Below are 20,227 nucleotides of genomic sequence, written 5' to 3'. Positions count from 1 at the left end.
CTATATAAACAAACTAACTTGAAGGCTTGGATTCGAGGAGCGAGGAATATCCAACCGTATCACCGAACGGTGGACTACGAAGGGTGGTGTCGGATTCATCCCCGCGCTAAAGCGCGAGGCTTTCTCCTCATTCTCAGTAAGGATTGCAATGTATCCGCTGACGATGACGTACTCAACGTTACAATCCTTGAGAATCTGTGTGAACTTGATTACGTCTTTGTCGAGTTCTGAAAGCGCTCGAGAAACTGTGAGCGTATTCTCGGTGAGTTCCATCAGTTCCTCCCAAGAGCGATGTCCCTCCTCGCTATTGCCCGCCACGTGACCGCAGGTGTGTGGGAGTTGGCCCAACAACTTGACGTCCGAATCCTCACGGAACAGGATCTTTGGGAGGATAGCCTCCGACCGCTGACCAAGCGCCGGCCCCCACGCGGGACCCTCTACGCACGGCAGGAACCGTTCATCCAAGATCTGCGCGACCGGTTACCACTCTTGCTCCACCGGAAAACGCGCCTCGACATTGAGGCTCCCGTGTTCCACACCGCCGGCAATGGTCCGTGTTACGTCCCTGATCGCGAAGTGAACACGACGTACGTCAACGCGTACGACAGCGACTATGACTTCAAATAATAGTGTCTAATTTATTATAGTTGAAAATATAATAGTATATCCTATAACTTTGGTTGAGCAGAGAAGTGAGATCGTTTAAATCACCCTTCCCACGTAAGTCGGTCAACGGTTGGAAACTCAGCTTTCGCTGTCTGGGGCGGGTTGTAGTATCGGGACTTGATATCATAGTACCCGAATTCAGGAGGAATACGTACACACGCCGCTGCCAGATTTTCGTCCGCTGTGTGGGTGATCACACGAATTCGGGCATTTGTATCGAACAATCGAACTGCCAACGCGACTACCGCTGCATCCTGCCAGTTGTTCGTCTCTGGATACTTGCTCTGCTGGTTGAGAAACTCATCTGTAACAAACCGCGCTTTCTCAACCGGTCCAGCGCTACTACCGAACCCCTTCGTGCGATCACCCGGCAGCGGTGTGGCTACCCGAAGCCAGCCCTCTTCGATAGCCGTATCGAGGTACGGGTTCGTCGGCGAACCGGTACCTCCCAGTATCCGCCAGCTCGTGATAGACCGCTGTTGGCACCCAAATTTTAGTTTCGGCTTCCTCAACGGCACGTTTGAGCGACTGTATGCGTGGATTGGGATACTTCCCCAAATTCCGAAACATCACCGTGTCCGCAATATTCGCAGTATACATCCTCGTAATGCGGTCTAGCTGTCGGTGAATTCTTCGAGAAGATTGCTCTCGTCATCATCGAAATCAGCTGGTGTGTACGTCGTTGGACTTGAGTCGTCGTCTCCGAGATCAAGAATCGAGTAGAGTGCTTCGACGAGATCATACGCAGTTCCTGACGATAGATCCGTGAGACTCGCTATCTGTCGAATTGTGACTTCCCCCTCGCTGTGTGCTGTTACGAGATCGTATGCGAGTGCGAACGTGACGATTCCGTGGTCCTCGAGAACCCGCCCGATCGCTGGATACTCGTTTTTCTGTGCAATCACCGCGATAAGTTCGGGAGTGATCGAGACTTCCGTCTCGCGGACCGTCAGCGTCAGTTCGAACTCTTCAGCAGTGTATCGGGCGGTCCCGACACCGTCATTAACCGTGCTGATCAGGCCCGCCTGCTCCAGTTTATGGAGATAGTCGTATACGGTCTTTTTCGAGACGGTCGCTGTTTCAACGAGTTCAGGACCCGTGGCAGTTCCCGACTGGCTAATCGAAGTATAGAGACTCGCGAGAGACGGGTTCTCAAGTAATTCTGTGAATGTGGGGATTCCGGTGATCATCCCCGGAGTCTCTCCCGCGTTTCGCACGTGTTCTGTATCGTAGCTCATCTTGTATAGATTTACGAAACTAGAAACCATAAACGTTTGCCACGGTGATTCGGACTGTTTCGCGATAGTGACGACATTAGTGATTCGTTGTCGATGACGGCTCGAGCCTGACGAACTGCCGGATGCACTATTTACTGAGCATCGATGACGACGTACGCATCCTCACTATCGGTGACCTCACTAAGGGATCGCTTCCACCCCTGACCGAACACCGGCCGCCCACCGGAACCCTACACACCCGTAGAGAACCACGCGTGAGCGAGCTTCGAGACGGGATGCCGGATCTGTTGTACCGACTGAGTGGCCTCGACATCGAGTCGCCGGTGTTCATCGGTGCTGGGCGAGGGCCGTGTTACGTATCCGATAGGACGGGGAACGATGCGTACGTCAGTGCGTACGACAGCGACTACGACTTCGGGTGAATAGTTGCCAATAGTGTAGCCTGAACTACACACTGATGAAAATTTTCGCTCAAATGCCGAGGCTGTCTTTGATTGCCGAGTCGATTTTCGCCATATCTGATGACGGGACAGATCCAATGTTCTTTTTCACACGTTCGTCGATGTCGACAACCCGGATTTGACTGAGATCTGCCACTGAATCGTGATCGAGGGCAGTATCCGAAGCCAGCACTTCCACCTCAAACGGATACGTGTCTCCGGACGTGTACTGCTTTGTGACTGGAGCGATGATTGTTGTTGGAGAGTACTGATTCCCAATATCGTTCTGGATGACAATACAGGGCCGGTTCGTTCCTTGCTGCTCGCTCCCTTTCGTGGGATTCAGTTCAACAATGACAATGTCGCCGCGGCGTACCTGCACACTTGACTCCAGAATTCACTCGCTCCAACCGGGCGCGTCACCGAGATGCTCGGTTGTTTCTGCGGATGCTTCTTCCATTTCTTCAGCCAACTCACGGGACCGTTCGGCTCTCTTTCGATATCCTTCAGCAAGCCGTTCCTCATCTGTCGGCGGTTTGAGTATGATCTCGTCATTCACTTCAACGAATTCAACTTCGTCACCACCTTCGATGCCACGACGATCCCGCAGTTCCTTCGGAATCGTCACCTGGCCCCGATCTCCAACTTTTCGTTTGTGTTCGGGCATATCGATTCATACTTTTTTCATACTGATATAGATGTCGGTGGCATGGTCATTCAATTTGTAGGCTCATACGACCACAAGGCGGAAACCCGCGACTTTAGGCGCGGGAGGAAGCCGACAACATGGACACAAACCACGCTCGATGGCTGGCCGACTCCCCCACGCCAATCCAAACTAATATAAATACACAAAGATACACATGAGGTACAGATGGTGGAAGACTCAGCCACTCGAACCGTCCCCATCAAACTCGATGTGGACGAGAGTGCCGCTGGTCTCCTCCACCAGACAATCGACTATTTCCTCGACGCCGCCAACCATGTCGTAGACGTAGCGTGGGAACCGGACTGGAAAATCACCAGCAAGCAGACACTCCACGGTCTTACGTACTACGACGTTCGAGATGACTCACCGCTCCCGGCCAACCTCGTGCAAGCTGCACGAAACCGAGCCGCAGAAGCCGTCAAAGGTGTCGTTGAACGCTGGAAAGACGGCAAGAAAGCCTCGAAACCACACTTCACATCGCGGTTCGCCAGCTACGACGCACGAACCGTCACCGTCAACGACGACCACTGCACACTCGCCACCATCGACGGACGAGTGACCGCAGAGTTCGTTCTACCGGACGAACAGCGTGACACGCCACACTCGGCGTATCTGTTCAACGACAACTATGATGTGAAAGGAGCCACACTCCATTACGATACGGTTGAAGACTGCTTCTACCTCCATGTGCGGACAAAGCCCACCGTGGAGAATGATGACGCCGACACAGGCGATGCCAAGCACGTTTCCGTCCTTGGTGTTGACCCCGGCATCACAAACATCGCAACCACCTCAACCGGAACGTTCTGGAGCGGCGGCGAACTCAACCACTGGCATCGAGAATACGAAAAGCGCCGTGGCGATCTCCAACAAACTGGGACTCGATGGGCACACGAGAACGTCCAGCGAGTCGGTCGGAAGGAGACAGGACGTTTCGAACAACTGCTTCACACGGTCTCGAACGAACTGGTGGAGGAAGCCCTCGAAAACGACTGTACGCATATCGTGTTCGAGCAGCTCAAAGACATCCGCGAACGCCTCCCGCACGCGAAGGCGGTTCACAAGTGGGCGGTCCACCGACTCTACGAGTACGTCACGTACAAAGCCGAGTCGGAAGAGATTGTCGTGAGACAGATTAATCCGGCGTACACGAGTCAGCGGTGCTCAAAGTGTGGATTCACCCACGAGGACAATCGGCCACACAACAACGGTCAAGACGAGTTCAGTTGTCTGAAGTGCGGGTATACTGTTCACGCGGATTACAACGCGGCGAAGAATATCGGCCTGAAGTATCTCCGCGACCAGCAAAAGTCTGGACGTGGAGGCGCACCCGTAGGCGTGCGCTTGAACAGCGGGACGTTGAACGTGAATAGCGAATATTCGCCTACCGTGATTACCGGTTAGAACGGGAGTCCACGCTGAATGCCACGCCCTTCAGGGCGTGGTAGCTTACTCTGATGAACAGTGAGCCGGTCGTGTCGGTGGTGGCCACATCCGGTAGATACCCTAGTTGCTGTATAGTCCTGAGTGAGAACTGGTACGGGTCATTCTCACTTCCGAATCCCTCTCACTTCATTGGGGCGAGGGGTACAAACGGATCCACGAGCGAACTGCTATTCCACTATGGCCACGATAAAACGTCGGCTGATCGACGTTCTGTCGACGGCGCGTGGTGACGACAGAAATCCCAATCGGTGCCTCTAGTCTCGGCGGTCCTCTTCCAGACTGCTTCAGTTTGATGAACCAGCCAAGCCCAACAGCTATTATGAACAAGATAATATGATCGAACACATAATGATAAACCGAAAGAGAGAACTCGAGTGGCTCACGTCACACCTCTCTCAAGAAGAGCGACAGCTGCTCGTCGTTTACGGAAGACGACGCGTCGGCAAGACAACTCTCGTAACGACCGCGATTGAAGAGCTAGAGCTCACATCAATCTATTACCTCTGTGACGAGCGGGGATCAACCCATAACGCCCGACGATTTGCGTCGCAATGTGCTGACGCGTTCGATGATATCACACCCGATGTCGATGACTTCGTGGAGGCGTTTCGATATCTCACCGCCCGCGTTGACGGTCCGTGCGTGGTGGCACTCGACGAATTCTCGTATCTCGTGGATGACGATGAGACGATTCCGTCCGTCTTTCAGACAATCGTTGACAATGTGCTGGACGGGACGAATATCTCACTCGTACTGTTGGGGTCATCCATTTCGATGATGGAAGATGGTGTGTTGAGCTACGAGAGCCCTCTGTACGGTCGACGGACGGGACAATGGGAACTCGCGCCGCTCTCGTTCGCGGATGCCCGTGAGTTCTTCCCGAACACTGATCTGGAGACTCAAATCCAGCTGTACAGCGTTCTCGGAGGCGTCCCCGCGTATCTCGAACAGTTCGATCCGGAGCAATCTCTCTTTGAGAACATCGAGCGGGCGATCCTCTCGAAGGGTGCGTTCCTCTATGAGGAGCCGGAGTTTCTGTTGCGACAGGAACTCCGCGAACCCGCCACGTATCTGGCTATCTTGGAAGCGATCGCCGCTGGAGCGACTCGCGTCACCGAGATCGCCAACGAGGTCGGACGCGATGCCAGCAGCCTCTCCCGGTATCTCCAGAATTTGACCCAGCTGGCGATCCTCGAGCGAGAGCACCCAGTCACGGACCCGGACGGGCGTGGACTCTATCGGCTCACGGATGACTTCCTTCGATTTTGGTTCCGGTACGTGGCACCAAATCGGGGCACGCTCGAACAGGGACAGACCGCACCGGTTCGCGCGGCGATCGCCGAGACGCTCCCGACACACACCAGTCGGACCTTCGAAACCGTGTGTCAACAGGCAGTTCGCACGCCTGCGTTCCCCGTCTCTTGCTCGCGGGTCGGCCGCTGGTGGTACGGTGGTGATGAGATCGATATCGTCGGGATCAACCGAGATACGAACACGCTGCTCCTCGGTGAGTGTAAGTGGACCGCAACACCCGTTGGCCGCACGGTATTTGATGATCTCACCGCGCTGGAGCCGGAGGTCCGATGGCAGGGAGCTGATCGGGACGTGCGGTATGCGCTTTTCTCTCGGTCTGGGTTCACCGATGAGTTGCGTGGGGCCGCTGGCGACCGGTCCGATACGGCTCTCTACGGCTTGGACGAACTCACCACTCTGCTCTGTTGAATCCGATGACGGCATGGGGATCACGATCGCTGAAGGCGTGATTATTTCGCTCTTTGCTGTCGAAGAGTTGGATCAGCCCACCCAGTAATCTCGATCCTCTCTTTCTCTGCCAAGATTCCATTTTTGTATCCCTTCGGCAGTGCTCCTGAACCAACTACAGAGTGACCCGATCCCGACGCTTTCTGCGGATTCAACAGAGCAGAATGATACATAAGGCCCTGAATCCTCCCTACAAACTGTGAGCTATACAGCGATAACTCGAGGTCGTAGGCCGCAATCTCGTGAGAGCCACACTGTGGACATTCATCGTCGGTGCCTACACCGTGAGGAGCAAGCCTGCCTAGATGAGCCACCCTGAAGTGATTGCGACCGGCTTACAGATCAGACCCGTTCACTCGCCGCTGGCGTTCAGCGCACTATTCAACTCGAAAAGTTCCTGTACGACGTTGGTTTTGGCGACTCGGTACCGGCGTGGAGACGAGTTCGGGATCTCTTCGACAATATCGGTTTCCAGTAGGAGGTCGGTATACTTGCTTACCGTCTGCCGGGTCACGCCAGCGTGATCCGCGAGTTCCGTCTTGGTGAATTCTCGCCCCGGTGGAAGGGTGAGGATGGCGTCGATGAGGATCGGGACGCTCTCGTGCTGGAAGAGATAGAGGACGCCGCTCGGATTCTCTAAGCGGGCCTCTTTGGTGTCTTTCTCCACTGCTGGGTGCTTCGACGGCGACTCGCTCATGCTACTGGTTTACCGGTCAACATACAAAGTGGTTTCCCTAGACGTAAATGCGCGTTAACGCACGCTTATCAGACGGGCACGAAAAGAGAGCGATATGCGCAAGCCGTCAGTGAAATGTGCCCTCCTCGCAGCGATGGTTGCCGAGCATCGTTGGGGATCGCCCATTGTCGAAGAGAATCTCCTCTCTGTTGCGGCCATTGCGACGAGTGACTATCCTACCGCCAGCGATGTCTTCGACGATCTGCGTTCTGAGCCCTATATCACCAACTGCGGGAATCGAGGGATCGAACTCGACAACAGCGACTTCGGCCAGCTGGCTGATATTCTCTATCACGAATGCGAGTGGGAGCCGTTTGAGATAAAGAGCCGTTTAAAGCACTACGAGGGCTGGGAGAACCATGACTGGGTCTGATAGAGATACGCGCGCATACCCCCGCCTTCCCGTGAGTGACGAGTGTTCCGACACTCTGTCGGAACCGAGGAGCGAACAGGCGGGGGTCGAGCGGACAGCAGTGTGTTAACAATCCACCGTTCTATTGCAGTGCCGGATTTCCCACTGTTTCACTTCCACTCCGGATGGCTGAATTATATGCCGATCACAACCGACCGATAGTGCACGGCAACGATGGGAAAACTCACGAAGACGCTCGAACTGAAACTTGTGGACCCCAACGCCCACAAGCGACAGAAGCTTCGTGAGACACAAGATACCTACCAGCAGGCGCTTCAGGCCGCGTTCGCCGCTGGCTGTGACACACAGTCCCGAGCCAACGACGTGGTTGTCGAGTACGACCTGAGCGGCTACGCGAAAAACGCCCTCAAGCAGTACGTCCCACAACTCCACAACAGCTACGACGCCGACGAGCTTCACGACGACCACCCGGTGCGGTTCACCAACGAGGGACTGCAACTCGACCACCAGCCACAGAACGCAATCGAATGGTACGTCAAAATCCCGCACCACGAGGATTACCACCTCTGGATTCCGGCACGCGCCAATCCCGACCAACGGGATTGGCTCGAAGCGTTGTACGCAGACGACGCCAAGATGGGTGAAAGTCGGCTGTTCGAGCGCGATGGGACGTGGTATCTCCACGTCACCGCCACCCGCGACGTGGAGGACAAATCTGCAGCGTCCGCCGATGAGCGGACACCGATAGGTGTGGACATCGGAGAAGCGAGTCTCGTCACGGTGTGTCACCGCGACGAGTGCGATTCTCCGGTTCGCCCCCGCCTGTGGGCCGACGACGGCAAAGCCGTTCGTCGGCTCCGCAAAACCCACTTCACCGCCAAGAGACGCCTTCAGAAGCGCGGCAGTGAGCGAATCGCAGAGTCTTACGGTGACGCACTGTGGGACCAGATTGACGATGTGTTTCACCGTGTGACACGCGAGGTCGTGGAGTATGCCGAGTCTGTCGAGAACCCGGTACTGGTGCTGGAAGACTTGACGTACATCCGCGAGAACATGGACTACAGCGAATACATGAACCGGCGGTTGCACGGGTGGGGCTTTGCCAAACTCCACGCACAGATTCGGTACAAAGCCGCTGAGAAGGGGATTCCCATCGCAACGGTGAATCCCCGCAACACGTCGAAAGCGTGCCACGCTTGCGGTGAACACGGCTCCCGACCACGACAGGCAACGTTCAGCTGCTCGAACGACGACTGTTGGGTCGGTGAGTATCAAGCCGATGTGAACGGGGCGATAAACATTACAGACCGCTACTGTAGTGGAGAGAGTCACCGCCGAAGCGACCGGGCTTCCCGGCAGAAGGCCGGTGACGATGACTCGGCTACGGATGGGGCCTCTTTGACCGGGCCACAAGACAGTCAAGCCGATGCTGAAAACCAGCAGACGACGCTTGGAACGTATGCGTCTTGAAACCAACAGGCCGCTTCGCTTGGCCTGAAATCCCGTGGTGGGATTCCTCCGCGTTCACGCGGAGGAGGAGGTCAATATCTTGCCAGTTAGTGTACTGTACAGGAGAAAATACACTACTCACCCGTCAAGACACGCCACTTGATATACCCACTCCCAACGCCCTCGCCCCATTTGAGACTCTACTCCTCGTCTTCGTCCACACACTCGATGGTTCCGACCTGAGATACCCAATCAACGCTGGCGTACTCATCGTCAGGTGCGGCGTCAAACAGCTGTATAACTTGATCAAGCGACTTCAGCCGCCGTGCAATCGTTTCAGCCGCAGCCGTCTCGATCTGTATCCCATCCCCGAGCCGTTCGATAGCTCCGAGAGCTTCGAGCCGATCTATTACTGTCACGACGGCTGCCTCTGGACAGCCGGTTTGATCGGCAATTGCTGTCGGCGGTACTGTCGATTCACGGTGGGCACAAAGGAAGCCGAGGATCGTGTAAGTATCCGTCTCTGGTGTTATCTCGAGGAGATCACTGCGGCGAAGGGCTTCTTTAGGGGCCGCCATATCAATCAGGATGGAATGCCGTAGGAAAGTATGCTTTCTGGTCGTCGACGCCGACTGGACGAATCGTCCTTGTAGATCGCCTTGACAGTGAACCGAACAGACGTGCGTCCGGTCGTGTTAACTTAAGCATCGGTTCCAGCAGACGGCGAAGGCTCGGAGCCATGATTCTACTGCTGTCGGCTCCGCATTTCGGAACGTATTTGAAAACGAGGAGGTTCGTCGTTTTACTTCTCGAAAGACACGTTCGACAGCATTCCGATTTCCATGACGAGTGATTTGAAATCGGAGCGATGTTCGTGAGAGCGCAGCTGTGAGATGTCCGCCAGCATCAACGAGAAACAGCGCATCGTCAACGTGGTGTTTCTCTCTGAGATCGCGGAGAAACACCAGCGTAAATTGTTGGTTTTGGACGGGAAATACGTCAACGTGAAGGAATTCGTTTGTCCGAGGATCTACGGCAGCATACAGCCAGAATCTGTCCGAATCGATCTGAATCGCAGTCTCATCGACCGCAACGCGATTCGGGCTCACATCGTCAGCTGGCTGTAGATCAGCCTTTTGAATCCAGTTGTGAATTGCTGTTCGACTCCGATCGACACCCAAGCTTTCAAGATACTGTTTGGTATTCGAAAGTGATAGTCCGGCAAGGTGGAGTTGAATACCGGTTTCAATGATCTCGTGGGGTGTCCGCTCACGCTCCACAAACTCCAAGTCAATCCAATCGGTAGAGCCGCCGAGGCGGTTGGATTCGGACATAGACCATTCGAAACACCGACCGCCTCGTTCTTAACTTAACATCGCCCGTGCGTCCCCACCGAACGCTTTTATCTAAGATTGGTTTACAAACGTGTATGACTTCGCCGGACAGCGATGATACGACGCTCCGAGACAGGGTGGCCGCCACGCTGGCGGAGCATCCCGTTTGCGTCGGATTCCTGTTCGGCTCACAGGCACGTGGCGATTTCCACGACAAAAGTGACGTCGACGTGGCCGTCGTCTTTGAAGACACTGCCCCCGGTGACCCAAACCATATGGACAAACGTCTGGCACTCGGGAGTGACCTCGCACTCGCGCTTCAGACCGACGACGTTGACTTAGTGGACCTTCGGTCAGCGCCATCATCGCTCATCCGCGCAGTTTTCCGCGACGGTGACCGTCTCGTTGGTGGCGATCTCGACGCACGTCGACTTCGTGATGAGTTGCTCGCTGACACGGACGAGGATCCGCGTTCACCGGCCAAGCGGTTTGATGACGCACTCTCGGCCATCGACGACCACCTCGCATGACGCTGTCGGAAGACGATCTCGAACGGATCGTGAGTGCCGTCGAGACGATAGAGGAGAGTCTCTCGGTCCTTGTGGCGAAGCAGTCGCTCTCCCGTGAGACGTATCGGTCCGATCGAGAGCAACGCGACGTGGTTGAACGCCGCTTCGTCAAACTGACTGAAGCAACGCTCGACATCGCGAAGACACTCGTTGCTTTTGAACGGGGGGCACCGCCGGAAAGTAATCCAGCAGCGATGGTGAAACTAGACGCCGCAGGAGTTTTTGACAGGGCGACGACAGCAGAGATGGTCCAGGCCGCTCGTTTTCGGAACGTCCTCGCCCACACCTACGGTGACGCTATTGATCACGACGATGTATACGCCGCACTACAAGACCTCGAACGCTACCGGGACTTCCTACACGACGTACGTTCGTATCTCAACGAGATCGATGCGCTGTAGTTGATGAGCTATTCGGCGTCCCAATTGGCGAGTTCGGGAAAACACTCGGAGCAGTATTCGACCACGATCCCGCGCTCGATCACGTCTGAGGCGGTCTGGGCATCGCGCTGTAATTGGTCTCGCAGATCCTCGTCGGTCTCATCGAACATATCGAGTCCCAACTCACGTTCGTAGCCACAGAGGGGATTTTCCGCTCGGTGAACGATCGACGGTTCTGACTTCTGTGCCGCAGTATACTGGCTGTCGATCTCCACCGGTGTCGAAAGGATTTCTTCACCAACAGACTCACGTACGGCTGGTAGCTCCTCGGGCTGAATTTCACGAAGCTCCGAGACGTGGTCCATCGCAGGCTCGAAACCCATCGCGTCATCGAACGATCCGTAGTCACACCGCCGCACGGGCATATACGAGAGCCGAAGACGATCCGCCGCAGACCCGACCTGTTGACGAATAGCGCGTGCCCGATACAGCATCGACGTGTACGTCTCGTGGACGGAATCAACGCTCCAAGGCGCGCTCATATCGCGCCGTATCTGGACGAGAAACACCGCACCTTCGACACCGGATTCGGTCAACAGTCCACCGTCTCCCCGTTCTTTCGACAGGCGCATCTCTGTTGCGTACACTGGGAAACAGTCGGTACACGGAGACAGGTCCCGTTCAAGTGCTTCCTCGTGGGTCAGATAGAGGTACCGTGACTCCGTCGAGATGTCGGATTGCTGTGCTGTCGTCACTTGTGTCCCGGACTCGGTGACGAGTTCGCCCGTCTCTACGGCTGGCGGGTCTCCATCTGCGGTCTGGGTGGCATTGTGGAACCCATGGAACGTGTCCAACTCGGGAGATCCATCGTCATCGTACCTGTGCCACCACTCAACGGCTACAGGATCATCCGGTGCGGGCGTGTCCTCATTTAATGGGGGTAATTCAGCCGGTTCAGGGGTATTGTATGTCATTATTGTGGGCCTTGTTCGCGGGAATTGTAAACTAACACGGGTTCAGTGATTCGCAGCTGTTCTCGTTCCCCAGCCAGGTAGCATACGCTCGGTCTACTTGTTGCGTGAGATCTCGACGAGCTGGCCGTCAGTGAATTTCGCGTCGAGACTAACGTAGTCACCATCGATGGTCCTGTGGAATTCGAATGTGCCGTGATATGCCGTATCCGACCACCCGTGGTGGATCTTCCGCATACTTCCCCGGGCCCGTTCGATCTCGGTGTCAAATCCATCTGTCTCCTCGTTGTACCCGGGGCGGTCTTCCTCAGGGGCGTGCTCATACTCGGCGTCTTCCTTCAACAACCGTCCCGCTGACGTTACCTTGTAGTTCTCTAACATTGGCTGGTGACGTGTGAGCGATTTCGTCTGCCACGTGATCTCAAATGGATCGGCACCGATATTTGGGAATGCTACATCCAGACCGTCTTCGAACGTCAATCGATCGAATAGTCCCATTGGTACACTTCCGAGAACCTAGCGGTCGGGTCCACATTCAACCTACACACTACGATGCGAAATTGTCGAAGCGATACAGAGGACCTAACGAGGGCATACCACTTTGTTGTACCCTCTGCAGAGCTGTCGGATTCGGTGCTCCAGTTCAGTTTGTATCTCCCGATAGGGATGCGGGAGTTGGTAGTTCAAGCTCCTGTAAAATATGATGAGACGACGAGAGACATCCACAACGAGTGTGGATCTCGACAAGCTGTACCGTACGTATCCAACTCGACCGGACGCGGAATACCCTGAGTACGTTTTCGGGTTCGAGGTTCGGTTCACGATCCAGCGTGGGCCACGACGTCGCTTCCGGTTCGAGCCGAGACAGAGCGGGCCTGGTTGGTGGCGCTTCGAAGACGAGTGGACCGGCTGTCGCTGGCGGCCAGTCGGCCGTGAAGTCGTTGATCACGTTGATCTTCGAGTCACACTAGCCGATCAGGGAGGTCCCCATGAGCGGTGACAATCCGTACGATGGGCCGGGCGAGGCCGAAGACCTCCCGCTGTATCGCGAGACGGACCTGTTCTACCTGCTGAGCCACCACCGCAAGCGCGCCGTCGTGCTCACGCTCGCCGCAGCGCCCTGGAGTCGCGTCCACCTCCGACAACTCGCAGAGATGCTTACGCTCTTGGAAGCAGATGCCGAACATCCGACTCTCTCGACCGCACAAGTGCGGACAGTCAGAACGAACCTCAAGCGGTCGCATCTCCCACCGCTCATCCGAACTGGCGTTATTGCTTGGGACGGCGACCAGGCGGACGTCCTCGTCCCTGGTCCGGCGTTCGCGAGTGCTCTCCACACGCTCACAACAGCTGGGCATTCGCTGGCACGCTCGCCGTCCGATAGATAGGAACAAGAAGAAAATATATCAAATATTCAAAATAAGATAGTAACAAGTAGTTTTCCTAGGACGGTAACATTCAAACGAACAGAAGGTCTACCAACCCGCATGGCTTCTGATGCCGCTGATGGAGACGCGATCGACGACGAGGCGGTCCGTGGCGTCCTCCAGCGGTATCCGATTCGACTCGGTATCCTCTTCGGCTCGCAGGTGACTGGGAAGACGCATGCTGAAAGCGATGTAGATGTCGCCGTCGAGTTCGATGAGGAACTTTCGCCGGAGCATAGACGCCGCGCTCGCCTCAACGTGATCGCGGATCTGACACGTGAACTCGGGACAAATGATGTCGACGTGATCGATCTCGATGGAGTGCGACCAGAGATCGGAGTGGCGGCCCTCCAAGGTGGCGTCCTTCTCGTCGGGAACTCCCGGCGAGCCGATCAGCTACAACAGCGTTTCAGTGACCGAACACCGGAAGATACCCGAGACGACCAGCTCGCCCGGTTTGACGATCTGTTAACGGAGATGGAGGATACGGTTGGCGCATAACGGAGAGACGATCGACCGAATTGTCGACAAAGTCGAGTTTGTGACGGAAGCAACGAAGCTACTCGCTCAAAAACGGTCACTCGAACGCGAGGAGTATCTCGCCGATCGAGAACAGCAGGCGATCGTTGAACGAGAATTCCAGGTTGCCATCGAAGCTTGTATCGACATCGCCGAGCTGCTCATTCGGGATTCGACTGAAGAAATGCCTCCCACCAACGCCGAAAAGTTCGATCAGCTCGAACAACAGGACGTGCTCTCTGAGGAGACGGCGGCTCGAATGGGAGCAGCGGCCGGATTTCGTAATGTGCTCGCACACAACTACGGAGGTGATCTGGACGATGAACAGGTGTATGCCCATCTTCAACACGACCTCCAGTGGTTTCCGGTCTTCTGTCGTGAAGTCCGAACGTCTCTCGATCACTGAGCGACAGTACAGGTGATGATCACAACGGCCGCCTATCTACTAGCACGCTTGTCCGCTGATACATCGTAGTCCTCGACTTCGAGTTACGTGCCGTATCTCTCGAGTCTGTCCGTGGTAAGTCGTTCCTCGGAGGAGAGAGACAGGTGGAGCACATCTTCGAAATCTGTTCGCTTCGGACTGTCCACGGCTTGCGTATCCCCTGTACTCACGCTGGAGGGCAGATTACAGCCAGTTCGGCTGGGCGGAATTCTTTTGTGACGATACGCCGTCTGCTCGGATATGACCGCCGATGACGGAAGTACGGAGCCGTTGACCGTCCTCGAAGCGTCGGTGTGTGCCGTCGACGACGTTGAGTTCGCGGTGGTGTTTGGATCACGAATCACCGGTGAGTCGACTCAGGCATCCGATCTCGATCTCGCTGTGAAGTTTTCCGACGATCTCTCCGAAGCCGAACGGTTCGAGAAGCAATGTTTTTTGTCTGGAGATCTTCAGCAAGACGATCTACCGTTCGTTGACCTGTCCGATATCGAGTCGCTTCCCCTTGCCGTGGCCCATGATGCCGTGAAGGGGACGTTCGTCTGCGGCGATGCGGACGCTTTCGACCGGTTCAAAACGGAGATCGAAGCGCGGTTCGGTGATCAACGTGACGACCTTCGCCGCCGGCAGCATGCCGTGATCGACCGAATCGCGGAGGACGGCCTCCGTGGCTGATGAGCGAGTCGTCGCGATCAAACTTGAGCAGATCGAGCAGTACTACGGTGAACTAGTCGAGAAGCGGGAAACACTCTCTCGTGACGAGTTTCACCAGAGTACGACCGAACAGCGCGCCGTCGAGCGAATGTTCGAGAACGCGATTCAAGCGTGTTCGGATCTCGCCCAACACATCGCGACGCGGGATTTTGGATATGACGGAAGGACGACGAAGGAGGCGGTTCGTGTGTTACATCGCGAGGGAGTCATCGACGAGGCGACCGCGACGACGCTCGTCGCAGCGATCGGGTTCAGGAACGTCCTCGCCCACGAGTACGGGCATGTTGATGGTGACAAGGTGTATGAAACACTCCAAACCGGACTCGGCGTGTACGATACATACAGCCGCCAGATCGCAACGTGGGTCAAATCCGGAGATTGACATCCTCCCCGCCCGCATTGACATCCTCCCTGCGCTGAAGCGCGAGGCATTCTCCTTGTACTTCCGTAACCCTCCCCTCAAGAACGATGTGGTAGCCTGCGTCATCAAGGCAGACCCCGATCTTATCCGATTCGTTGGATCGACTCAAGGCCCGGAACCTCGGCAAGTCGGTCTCTGATCTCTCCTTGAGTCATTGTCGTCGTCCAACGAAGCGCGACTTCAACGGTAATGACCGTTGCCGACAGTTTCGGCTCAATGCTGTGGAGTTCGTCAATTAGTACGTCATCGACAGCTGCTGTCTGCGAGAGACGGTCTTCGGCGTCGGTGACGAGATTACCGTCTGCGCCACAAGGGATACGGATCGTCATGATAGCAGTTGTCGTCGAAGCTGAGACGTTGGGATTGATTACAGCCATTCTACCATCTCCGTGGAGGAGTACCGCATGGGCTGATTAGTCCAGAACTGTGCTCCGAGTGCGCGAGAGACGATTCGAACGCCCGTCTCGGTCGTGGCAGGACCGCGTGGTACCGAACGCCACCACTCGCGCCTGGTAAAAAATGAGAGAACCAGATTATTCAGGCTCGACTGCGTCGATGTCGTCGAGAACCTGTGACGGCTTCTCAGCGTGCTTGATGAACGTGAGCACGTTTTCCGTCCAGCCAGAGATATTGTAGACGTTCTCGTAGCCTTCCGGTGTTACCAGATCGCCGTAGGCGGCAAGGTCGACGAGATACAACGCCGTGTCTGTAGCGACCTCCGCTTGGTAGGCATCGAACGCCGACTTGACGGTCTGGGAATCGCGCGCCATGAACGGCGTGCTGTCCCAGATCTGCATGTCGGTAAAGACGACGATGCGCTCAACGGGCTCACCTCGCTCGCGGAGGTGATCGATTGCCTTCCAGCCGTTCGTCGAATTGCCGACACCCTCGTCGATGGCCAGCACTGCGTCTTGACGCTGGAGGACTGGCGTGTCGACGTGCATCGGAACGGTCTGGAAGTCGTCTCCGAACCCGCCGACTTGGGCACCTTGGTCGGCCAGAATCGCACCGAACAGCGCGCCAATCTCTTTGAGTCGCAGCGTGCTGTTCGTGGACAGCGGGTGGTCCATCGATCCCGACAGGTCCACGGCAACGAACGTGTCGCCGAAGCCGGCAGGGACAGTCTCGACTGCGACGTCGATAGCGGATTCCAGCCACTGTTCGACGGCGGGTGCGTGGATGTCCGCTTCCTGTAGCGCGGTGTACGCTTGGTAGTACCCGAACGGGTACAACGGCGCGTGTCGCACCGCCTCCAGATCGAGGTGGTCGACGATAGTGTCCTCGTCGACGCCAGCCTCGAGCATGTTCCGAAGGTTCCGGATCGACGCGAAGATCGGGAGCGTGTACGCATCGTCCTCGATGAGCGTCTCCCACGCGTCTCGGGTGTTGCCGCGCTCGGAAATGACCGTCTCCCACGTGTTTGGCGAGGCCACCGGATCGACGTCGGGGTAGTCGTCGAGGTCGCCGCGCATGAACCGCTCGAACAGGGCCTCCTGCTCGTCGTCCACGGGTGCTGGGTGGACCCGGTTGAACACGTCGTGGAGCGTCACCTCGCGGCGCGACAGCTCGTACTTGCCGAGCGTGTAGGCGTCAGCCATGGCCACGAGCGCGTCCTCGATCCCCCGGCGGAGTGGCCACGGGGCCGTGCCGCCGAACAACTGGTCGTGGACGGCAAGCGCCGTCGCCGTTTCGTCCATCCGCTGGATGATCGCCGGCGCCCATTCGCGGATAAGCGACTCCGGAGAGTCGTCCTTGAACCGCTCGTCGTTGGCTGCCAGTACGAGCAACACCTGTGGAATGTCCCGCAGGTAGAGTTCTTGCCGTGCGTACGCGGCGAGCTTCAAGACGAATTCTGGATCCTCGTCTGCCGCAGCGTCGAAGCGCTGTACGACTGCCGCGAGTTGTTCATCATCGCTTTCGTAGAACGAGCCTTCCAGCAGTTGGTTGATCGTGCGCTTGTACAGTGCGAGTCGAGGGTCGGCAGGCTCGAACGCTTCCCCACCCTCGTAGTTAGTGGTTCGCGTCGCTTCCGCGACCGTTTGCTGTGGCTTGTTGAATTCCATACTATCACCCGGAGCCGCAACAGGCGACTCCGATACCGATGCTGCTCACATGGAGTGTAAGCAGCGAACGTCTCCGACACGATTCGAACGTGCGACACCCGGCTTCGAAGGCCGGTGTCCTCATGAGGGTCGAAGACCCGAACGAGGGCTCGTCAGAGCAAGCTCTGACGGTGCTCTGTCCTGCCTGAGCTACGGAGACACGGACGTGGCCGGAAAACTACTGGAGCCAGAGCGGCGTGCTACCTGGTTACACCACGGTGGACCAGTGGGATTCCACCGCCGGGATTCGAACCCGGACTTCCGGCTCCTGAGGCGACGGATGACTCCAACTCGACGGCCACGAGATGAGTGATGGCGACCGGAAAACTGTCGGAGCGGGACCCGGTGTCGAGAGCACCCTCGTGCGCTCTTTGTCCGGGATGTTTTCGATGGATAGTACCACCGACAGGATTTGAACCTGCGTGTTCCTGGGCGAAGCAGCGCCCCGACTCGACGGTCGCCACGTGTGGTCGTGAAACGGATGGTGCAACGGGCTATGACTCCCGGTGTGATGCTTTGCAGGCTGAAGGAACGCACCACCTCGACGACCACACGCATGGGGGACTGACAGTGACAGCGTCGCTGACCCGTGTTTCCATCTTATTGCCTGCAAGCTAGTCAATAGTCACACGAGAGTTTGTCACTGTCAGCCCCGAGTGCTCCCGAGGGGGATCGAACCCCTGGCCTCCAGCTTGAAGGGCTGGCGTCTCTCGCCAACGGAGACTCCGGGAGCATGAACGCTATGGGACTCGTGGTTCCAAGCGCCTGGGAAGGACTCGAACGTCCCACAATCAGGGTTAAAGCCGCTTGCCTGTCCGCATAGGCTCTGGATCCGCATGCTCCAGCCCGGATTCGAACCGGGGGGTCGGCCGTGAGAGGGCCGTGAGTTTGGCCACTACTCCACTGGAGCGAATTGGCCTCGCCTGCGAAGAGGTCATCAGCCAGTGGGACGGGCAGGATTCGAACCTGCGTGTTCCCATTACAAGTGAGATGAAGGAGCTCTCCCCGTCGCACCGGATCCCCGGTGAAAACTCGGCGAGAGTGTGAATACCAGGCTCTTCCATCGTCCCGCAGTCTCCCCGACACGACTCGAACGTGCGTCTCCTCCTCTACAGGGAGGCATCGTAGCCGCTAGACCACAGAGAGAAATGTCGCCGCGAGGATTCGAACCTCGGAAGGACCTACGCCAGCGGGTCTGAACCGCTTCCCGTTGACCGCTTGGGTATGGCGACGCAACGTTTGATCGGGAACTGTCTCCCGACATAATGGCTGGATGCCGCCACCAGGATTCGAACCTGGGAAGGACTACCCACACGGTCCTCGACCGTGTCCGTTTGACCACTCTGGCATGGCGGCGTCCTTCGAAAATCACCAACGGCTCTGCGAATCACGTTGGCACGCAGCGGCGGGAGAGCGATTTGAACACTCGTGTCCTCGCGGACGCTGCGGTTCCAACGCAGTCCCTTGACCAAGCTAGGGAAACTCCGCCAACGGTGAGACGGAGAGTCGAACTCCGAAGCCTCGCGACCCTCGGTTTCTAACCGAGCGCGGTCGCTTACCGGCATGCCTCACCAGCACAAACTCCGATGAGCACGCTTCGCGTTACTCACAGGACGCCGGAAGATGCCCATTGCTCAGCTTTTGATCACTGTCCAGGCGAATGCGCTCACCAGCACCCAGTCAGGACAGGGACAAATGGCAATCACCTCGTTCCGTGGAAGTACGTGCCGTCATCGGTGACGCAGATTTTCACGCTTCCAATCGTGTCGATCGACGTTGTTTCACCGAGCTGGACGTGACGGAACGCTTCCTCCTCACAGGCAGGACAGACATTCGTTGTCATGACGCCACGACCCGGATTCGAACCGGGAGACCGATAGCAGACGGCCACGGCGTAGCAGGCCGCTGGGTTCCCTGATACCCAGTCGCGGCACACTGAGTCGACGAGGAGTCGAACCTCGGTCCTGTGCGTCCAAGGCACAGATGTCGTCCGCTGGACTTCGGCTCACGGAACTGCCGAGCGTTCGGCAGTTGATTCTCTCTCTGTACGACTGTTTCCAACTGCGCAACCCCGACCGAGTAGTCGTGATTGCGTTTCTCATCGCGGGGGCGTACTTCGGGTGATCCCGGGAATACCACACCGGCTCAGATAGGTCACAGACCCTGCTGGGCCCAGCACCGCGAGAACGATCCGGATGATCGCACCAACGGGCTGCCTACCTCGATGGGTATCCCCACGTGGCAACACCACGCACCACGCCGACGCCGGGAGTTGAACCCGGATCACGGCCGTGACAGGACCGTATGATCGCCGATTACACTACGTCGGCATGTCGCCCCGGCCGGAATCGAACCGGCGACCTCCGGATTCAAAGTCCGGCGTCTCTCGCCAGCGGAGACTCCGGGGCTTGTCGTAGCCGCAGCTATCGCTGCGGGAACGCGTACCAGCGACTCTTGGTGCGTTCAGCACGCACAGCATCGCTCGTTCGTCCCACAGTCAGGAACGAACGCAGACCAAACTGCCGCGAGC

At 56.9% G+C, this 20,227-nt stretch carries 23 protein-coding genes and 10 tRNA genes; 11 read left to right on the top strand and 22 right to left on the bottom strand.

The genetic code is table 11. The features are described 5' to 3' along the window. The 4 genes from EXE46_RS08930 to EXE46_RS08900 form a co-directional block, all read right to left on the bottom strand. Window positions 1-273 carry a hypothetical protein gene (locus tag EXE46_RS08930; RefSeq protein ID WP_137688059.1) on the bottom strand — a complete coding sequence of 91 codons (273 nt, stop codon included), beginning with the start codon at window positions 271-273 and terminating at the stop codon, window positions 1-3. A gap of 1,007 nt (window positions 274-1,280) precedes the next feature. Further along, a complete protein-coding gene (locus tag EXE46_RS08915) occupies window positions 1,281-1,904 on the bottom strand; it encodes a helix-turn-helix domain-containing protein (RefSeq protein ID WP_241981519.1) in 624 nt (207 codons plus the stop codon). Between the two features lie 471 nt (window positions 1,905-2,375). Next, window positions 2,376-2,726, bottom strand: coding sequence for a type II toxin-antitoxin system PemK/MazF family toxin (locus tag EXE46_RS08905; RefSeq protein WP_137688057.1), 351 nt, complete (start codon window positions 2,724-2,726; stop codon window positions 2,376-2,378). A gap of 15 nt (window positions 2,727-2,741) precedes the next feature. Further along, window positions 2,742-3,011, bottom strand: coding sequence for an AbrB/MazE/SpoVT family DNA-binding domain-containing protein (locus EXE46_RS08900; RefSeq protein WP_137688056.1), 270 nt, complete (start codon window positions 3,009-3,011; stop codon window positions 2,742-2,744). A 207-nt stretch (window positions 3,012-3,218) separates the two neighbouring features. Here EXE46_RS08900 and EXE46_RS08895 point away from each other — a divergent pair, with 207 nt between their 5' ends. Next, complete coding sequence (locus EXE46_RS08895) at window positions 3,219-4,457, top strand: RNA-guided endonuclease TnpB family protein (protein WP_137688055.1); 1,239 nt, start codon at window positions 3,219-3,221, stop codon at window positions 4,455-4,457. 390 nt (window positions 4,458-4,847) lie between these two features. Beyond that, window positions 4,848-6,221: an ATP-binding protein gene (locus EXE46_RS08890; protein WP_137688087.1), complete on the top strand. Its 1,374-nt coding sequence runs from the start codon at window positions 4,848-4,850 to the stop codon at window positions 6,219-6,221. Between the two features lie 391 nt (window positions 6,222-6,612). On the opposite strand, the gene EXE46_RS08885 is transcribed toward EXE46_RS08890, so the two are convergent. Continuing rightward, window positions 6,613-6,957 (bottom strand): hypothetical protein, encoded by a 345-nt coding sequence (locus tag EXE46_RS08885; RefSeq protein WP_137688054.1) that lies wholly within the window; start codon window positions 6,955-6,957, stop codon window positions 6,613-6,615. 94 nt (window positions 6,958-7,051) lie between these two features. Between EXE46_RS08885 and EXE46_RS08880 the strand changes: the two genes are divergently transcribed. Further along, complete coding sequence (locus EXE46_RS08880; protein WP_137688053.1) at window positions 7,052-7,369, top strand: hypothetical protein; 318 nt, start codon at window positions 7,052-7,054, stop codon at window positions 7,367-7,369. A gap of 213 nt (window positions 7,370-7,582) precedes the next feature. Next, window positions 7,583-8,839, top strand: coding sequence for an RNA-guided endonuclease TnpB family protein (locus EXE46_RS08875; RefSeq protein ID WP_137688052.1), 1,257 nt, complete (start codon window positions 7,583-7,585; stop codon window positions 8,837-8,839). Between the two features lie 179 nt (window positions 8,840-9,018). Here EXE46_RS08875 and EXE46_RS08870 read toward each other — a convergent pair whose 3' ends face one another. Together EXE46_RS08870 and EXE46_RS08865 are read right to left on the bottom strand one after the other, a co-directional pair. Further along, window positions 9,019-9,396: a helix-turn-helix domain-containing protein gene (locus tag EXE46_RS08870; RefSeq protein WP_137688051.1), complete on the bottom strand. Its 378-nt coding sequence runs from the start codon at window positions 9,394-9,396 to the stop codon at window positions 9,019-9,021. 117 nt (window positions 9,397-9,513) lie between these two features. After that, complete coding sequence (locus EXE46_RS08865; protein ID WP_137688050.1) at window positions 9,514-10,152, bottom strand: IS6 family transposase; 639 nt, start codon at window positions 10,150-10,152, stop codon at window positions 9,514-9,516. Between the two features lie 95 nt (window positions 10,153-10,247). Here EXE46_RS08865 and EXE46_RS08860 point away from each other — a divergent pair, with 95 nt between their 5' ends. Further along, the gene (locus EXE46_RS08860) at window positions 10,248-10,682 is read left to right on the top strand and encodes a nucleotidyltransferase domain-containing protein (protein WP_137688049.1); all 435 of its coding nucleotides are present in this window, start codon (window positions 10,248-10,250) and stop codon (window positions 10,680-10,682) included. Continuing rightward, window positions 10,679-11,122, top strand: a complete 444-nt coding sequence (locus EXE46_RS08855; RefSeq protein ID WP_137688048.1) for a DUF86 domain-containing protein — start codon at window positions 10,679-10,681, stop codon at window positions 11,120-11,122. The genes EXE46_RS08860 and EXE46_RS08855 overlap by 4 nt, the downstream gene beginning before the upstream one ends. Window positions 11,123-11,130: 8 nt before the next feature. Here the strand turns inward: EXE46_RS08855 and EXE46_RS08850 are convergent, their stop codons facing one another. After that, window positions 11,131-12,075, bottom strand: a complete 945-nt coding sequence (locus tag EXE46_RS08850) for a hypothetical protein (RefSeq protein ID WP_137688047.1) — start codon at window positions 12,073-12,075, stop codon at window positions 11,131-11,133. A 93-nt stretch (window positions 12,076-12,168) separates the two neighbouring features. Then, a complete protein-coding gene (locus EXE46_RS08845; protein WP_137688046.1) occupies window positions 12,169-12,552 on the bottom strand; it encodes a hypothetical protein in 384 nt (127 codons plus the stop codon). Window positions 12,553-13,061: 509 nt separating this feature from the next. On the opposite strand from EXE46_RS08845, the gene EXE46_RS08835 reads away from it, so the two are divergent. The 5 genes from EXE46_RS08835 to EXE46_RS08815 all read left to right on the top strand — a co-directional run bounded on the left by EXE46_RS08835 (window position 13,062) and on the right by EXE46_RS08815 (window position 15,556). Then, complete coding sequence (locus tag EXE46_RS08835; protein WP_137688044.1) at window positions 13,062-13,460, top strand: hypothetical protein; 399 nt, start codon at window positions 13,062-13,064, stop codon at window positions 13,458-13,460. Between the two features lie 99 nt (window positions 13,461-13,559). Continuing rightward, window positions 13,560-14,000, top strand: a complete 441-nt coding sequence (locus EXE46_RS08830) for a nucleotidyltransferase domain-containing protein (protein ID WP_137688043.1) — start codon at window positions 13,560-13,562, stop codon at window positions 13,998-14,000. Further along, entirely contained in the window at window positions 13,990-14,424 is a 435-nt protein-coding gene (locus EXE46_RS08825; RefSeq protein WP_158413938.1) for a DUF86 domain-containing protein, read from the top strand. The genes EXE46_RS08830 and EXE46_RS08825 overlap by 11 nt, the downstream gene beginning before the upstream one ends. Window positions 14,425-14,703: 279 nt before the next feature. Further along, a complete protein-coding gene (locus EXE46_RS08820; RefSeq protein WP_137688041.1) occupies window positions 14,704-15,135 on the top strand; it encodes a nucleotidyltransferase domain-containing protein in 432 nt (143 codons plus the stop codon). Continuing rightward, window positions 15,128-15,556, top strand: coding sequence for a DUF86 domain-containing protein (locus EXE46_RS08815; RefSeq protein WP_137688040.1), 429 nt, complete (start codon window positions 15,128-15,130; stop codon window positions 15,554-15,556). Before EXE46_RS08820 ends, EXE46_RS08815 begins: the two co-directional genes overlap by 8 nt. 122 nt (window positions 15,557-15,678) lie before the next feature. Here EXE46_RS08815 and EXE46_RS08810 read toward each other — a convergent pair whose 3' ends face one another. The 13 genes from EXE46_RS08810 to EXE46_RS08760 all read right to left on the bottom strand — a co-directional run bounded on the left by EXE46_RS08810 (window position 15,679) and on the right by EXE46_RS08760 (window position 20,106). Further along, window positions 15,679-15,972, bottom strand: coding sequence for a hypothetical protein (locus EXE46_RS08810; protein WP_137688039.1), 294 nt, complete (start codon window positions 15,970-15,972; stop codon window positions 15,679-15,681). A 156-nt stretch (window positions 15,973-16,128) separates the two neighbouring features. Further along, complete coding sequence (locus EXE46_RS08800) at window positions 16,129-17,658, bottom strand: TROVE domain-containing protein (RefSeq protein ID WP_137688038.1); 1,530 nt, start codon at window positions 17,656-17,658, stop codon at window positions 16,129-16,131. Window positions 17,659-17,726: 68 nt separating this feature from the next. Beyond that, window positions 17,727-17,857: transfer RNA gene (locus EXE46_RS16835), tRNA-Arg, on the bottom strand. A 497-nt stretch (window positions 17,858-18,354) separates the two neighbouring features. Then, window positions 18,355-18,430: transfer RNA gene (locus EXE46_RS08795), tRNA-Glu, on the bottom strand. Window positions 18,431-18,534: 104 nt separating this feature from the next. After that, window positions 18,535-18,607, bottom strand: a tRNA-Glu gene (locus tag EXE46_RS08790). Between the two features lie 35 nt (window positions 18,608-18,642). Next, window positions 18,643-18,767 (bottom strand) — tRNA-Thr (locus tag EXE46_RS16830). 79 nt (window positions 18,768-18,846) lie between these two features. Next, window positions 18,847-18,929 (bottom strand) — tRNA-Leu (locus EXE46_RS08780). Between the two features lie 42 nt (window positions 18,930-18,971). Further along, window positions 18,972-19,053: transfer RNA gene (locus EXE46_RS08775), tRNA-Leu, on the bottom strand. Between the two features lie 47 nt (window positions 19,054-19,100). Further along, a tRNA-Ser gene (locus EXE46_RS08770) sits at window positions 19,101-19,186 on the bottom strand. Window positions 19,187-19,399: 213 nt separating this feature from the next. Beyond that, the gene (locus EXE46_RS16825; RefSeq protein WP_158413937.1) at window positions 19,400-19,540 is read right to left on the bottom strand and encodes a hypothetical protein; all 141 of its coding nucleotides are present in this window, start codon (window positions 19,538-19,540) and stop codon (window positions 19,400-19,402) included. A gap of 2 nt (window positions 19,541-19,542) precedes the next feature. After that, a tRNA-Ser gene (locus EXE46_RS16820) sits at window positions 19,543-19,629 on the bottom strand. Between the two features lie 325 nt (window positions 19,630-19,954). Further along, window positions 19,955-20,027: transfer RNA gene (locus EXE46_RS08765), tRNA-Asp, on the bottom strand. 3 nt (window positions 20,028-20,030) lie between these two features. Further along, window positions 20,031-20,106, bottom strand: a tRNA-Gln gene (locus tag EXE46_RS08760). Window positions 20,107-20,227 lie beyond the last annotated feature (121 nt).

Source organism: Halorubrum sp. GN11_10-6_MGM, from assembly GCF_005435165.1.
Classification (GTDB): Archaea; Halobacteriota; Halobacteria; order Halobacteriales; family Haloferacaceae; genus Halorubrum.
Note: the sequence above shows the minus strand (reverse complement) of the source record. Positions and strands in the feature narration are given on the sequence as shown.

What these genes read in the sequence shown, in the direction of transcription:
- EXE46_RS08900 (WP_137688056.1), bottom strand. Translation starts at nt 3,011, where the DNA reads ATGCCCGAACACAAACGAAAAGTTGGAGATCGGGGCCAGGTGACGATT.
- EXE46_RS08850 (WP_137688047.1), bottom strand. Translation starts at nt 12,075, where the DNA reads ATGACATACAATACCCCTGAACCGGCTGAATTACCCCCATTAAATGAG.
- EXE46_RS08855 (WP_137688048.1), top strand. Translation starts at nt 10,679, where the DNA reads ATGACGCTGTCGGAAGACGATCTCGAACGGATCGTGAGTGCCGTCGAG.
- EXE46_RS08810 (WP_137688039.1), bottom strand. Translation starts at nt 15,972, where the DNA reads ATGGCTGTAATCAATCCCAACGTCTCAGCTTCGACGACAACTGCTATC.
- EXE46_RS08800 (WP_137688038.1), bottom strand. Translation starts at nt 17,658, where the DNA reads ATGGAATTCAACAAGCCACAGCAAACGGTCGCGGAAGCGACGCGAACC.
- EXE46_RS08885 (WP_137688054.1), bottom strand. Translation starts at nt 6,957, where the DNA reads ATGAGCGAGTCGCCGTCGAAGCACCCAGCAGTGGAGAAAGACACCAAA.
- EXE46_RS08890 (WP_137688087.1), top strand. Translation starts at nt 4,848, where the DNA reads ATGATAAACCGAAAGAGAGAACTCGAGTGGCTCACGTCACACCTCTCT.
- EXE46_RS08865 (WP_137688050.1), bottom strand. Translation starts at nt 10,152, where the DNA reads ATGTCCGAATCCAACCGCCTCGGCGGCTCTACCGATTGGATTGACTTG.
- EXE46_RS08915 (WP_241981519.1), bottom strand. Translation starts at nt 1,904, where the DNA reads ATGAGCTACGATACAGAACACGTGCGAAACGCGGGAGAGACTCCGGGG.
- EXE46_RS08830 (WP_137688043.1), top strand. Translation starts at nt 13,560, where the DNA reads ATGGCTTCTGATGCCGCTGATGGAGACGCGATCGACGACGAGGCGGTC.
- EXE46_RS08930 (WP_137688059.1), bottom strand. Translation starts at nt 273, where the DNA reads ATGGAACTCACCGAGAATACGCTCACAGTTTCTCGAGCGCTTTCAGAA.
- EXE46_RS08880 (WP_137688053.1), top strand. Translation starts at nt 7,052, where the DNA reads ATGCGCAAGCCGTCAGTGAAATGTGCCCTCCTCGCAGCGATGGTTGCC.
- EXE46_RS08895 (WP_137688055.1), top strand. Translation starts at nt 3,219, where the DNA reads ATGGTGGAAGACTCAGCCACTCGAACCGTCCCCATCAAACTCGATGTG.
- EXE46_RS16825 (WP_158413937.1), bottom strand. Translation starts at nt 19,540, where the DNA reads ATGACAACGAATGTCTGTCCTGCCTGTGAGGAGGAAGCGTTCCGTCAC.
- EXE46_RS08870 (WP_137688051.1), bottom strand. Translation starts at nt 9,396, where the DNA reads ATGGCGGCCCCTAAAGAAGCCCTTCGCCGCAGTGATCTCCTCGAGATA.
- EXE46_RS08820 (WP_137688041.1), top strand. Translation starts at nt 14,704, where the DNA reads ATGACCGCCGATGACGGAAGTACGGAGCCGTTGACCGTCCTCGAAGCG.
- EXE46_RS08835 (WP_137688044.1), top strand. Translation starts at nt 13,062, where the DNA reads ATGAGCGGTGACAATCCGTACGATGGGCCGGGCGAGGCCGAAGACCTC.
- EXE46_RS08860 (WP_137688049.1), top strand. Translation starts at nt 10,248, where the DNA reads ATGACTTCGCCGGACAGCGATGATACGACGCTCCGAGACAGGGTGGCC.
- EXE46_RS08875 (WP_137688052.1), top strand. Translation starts at nt 7,583, where the DNA reads ATGGGAAAACTCACGAAGACGCTCGAACTGAAACTTGTGGACCCCAAC.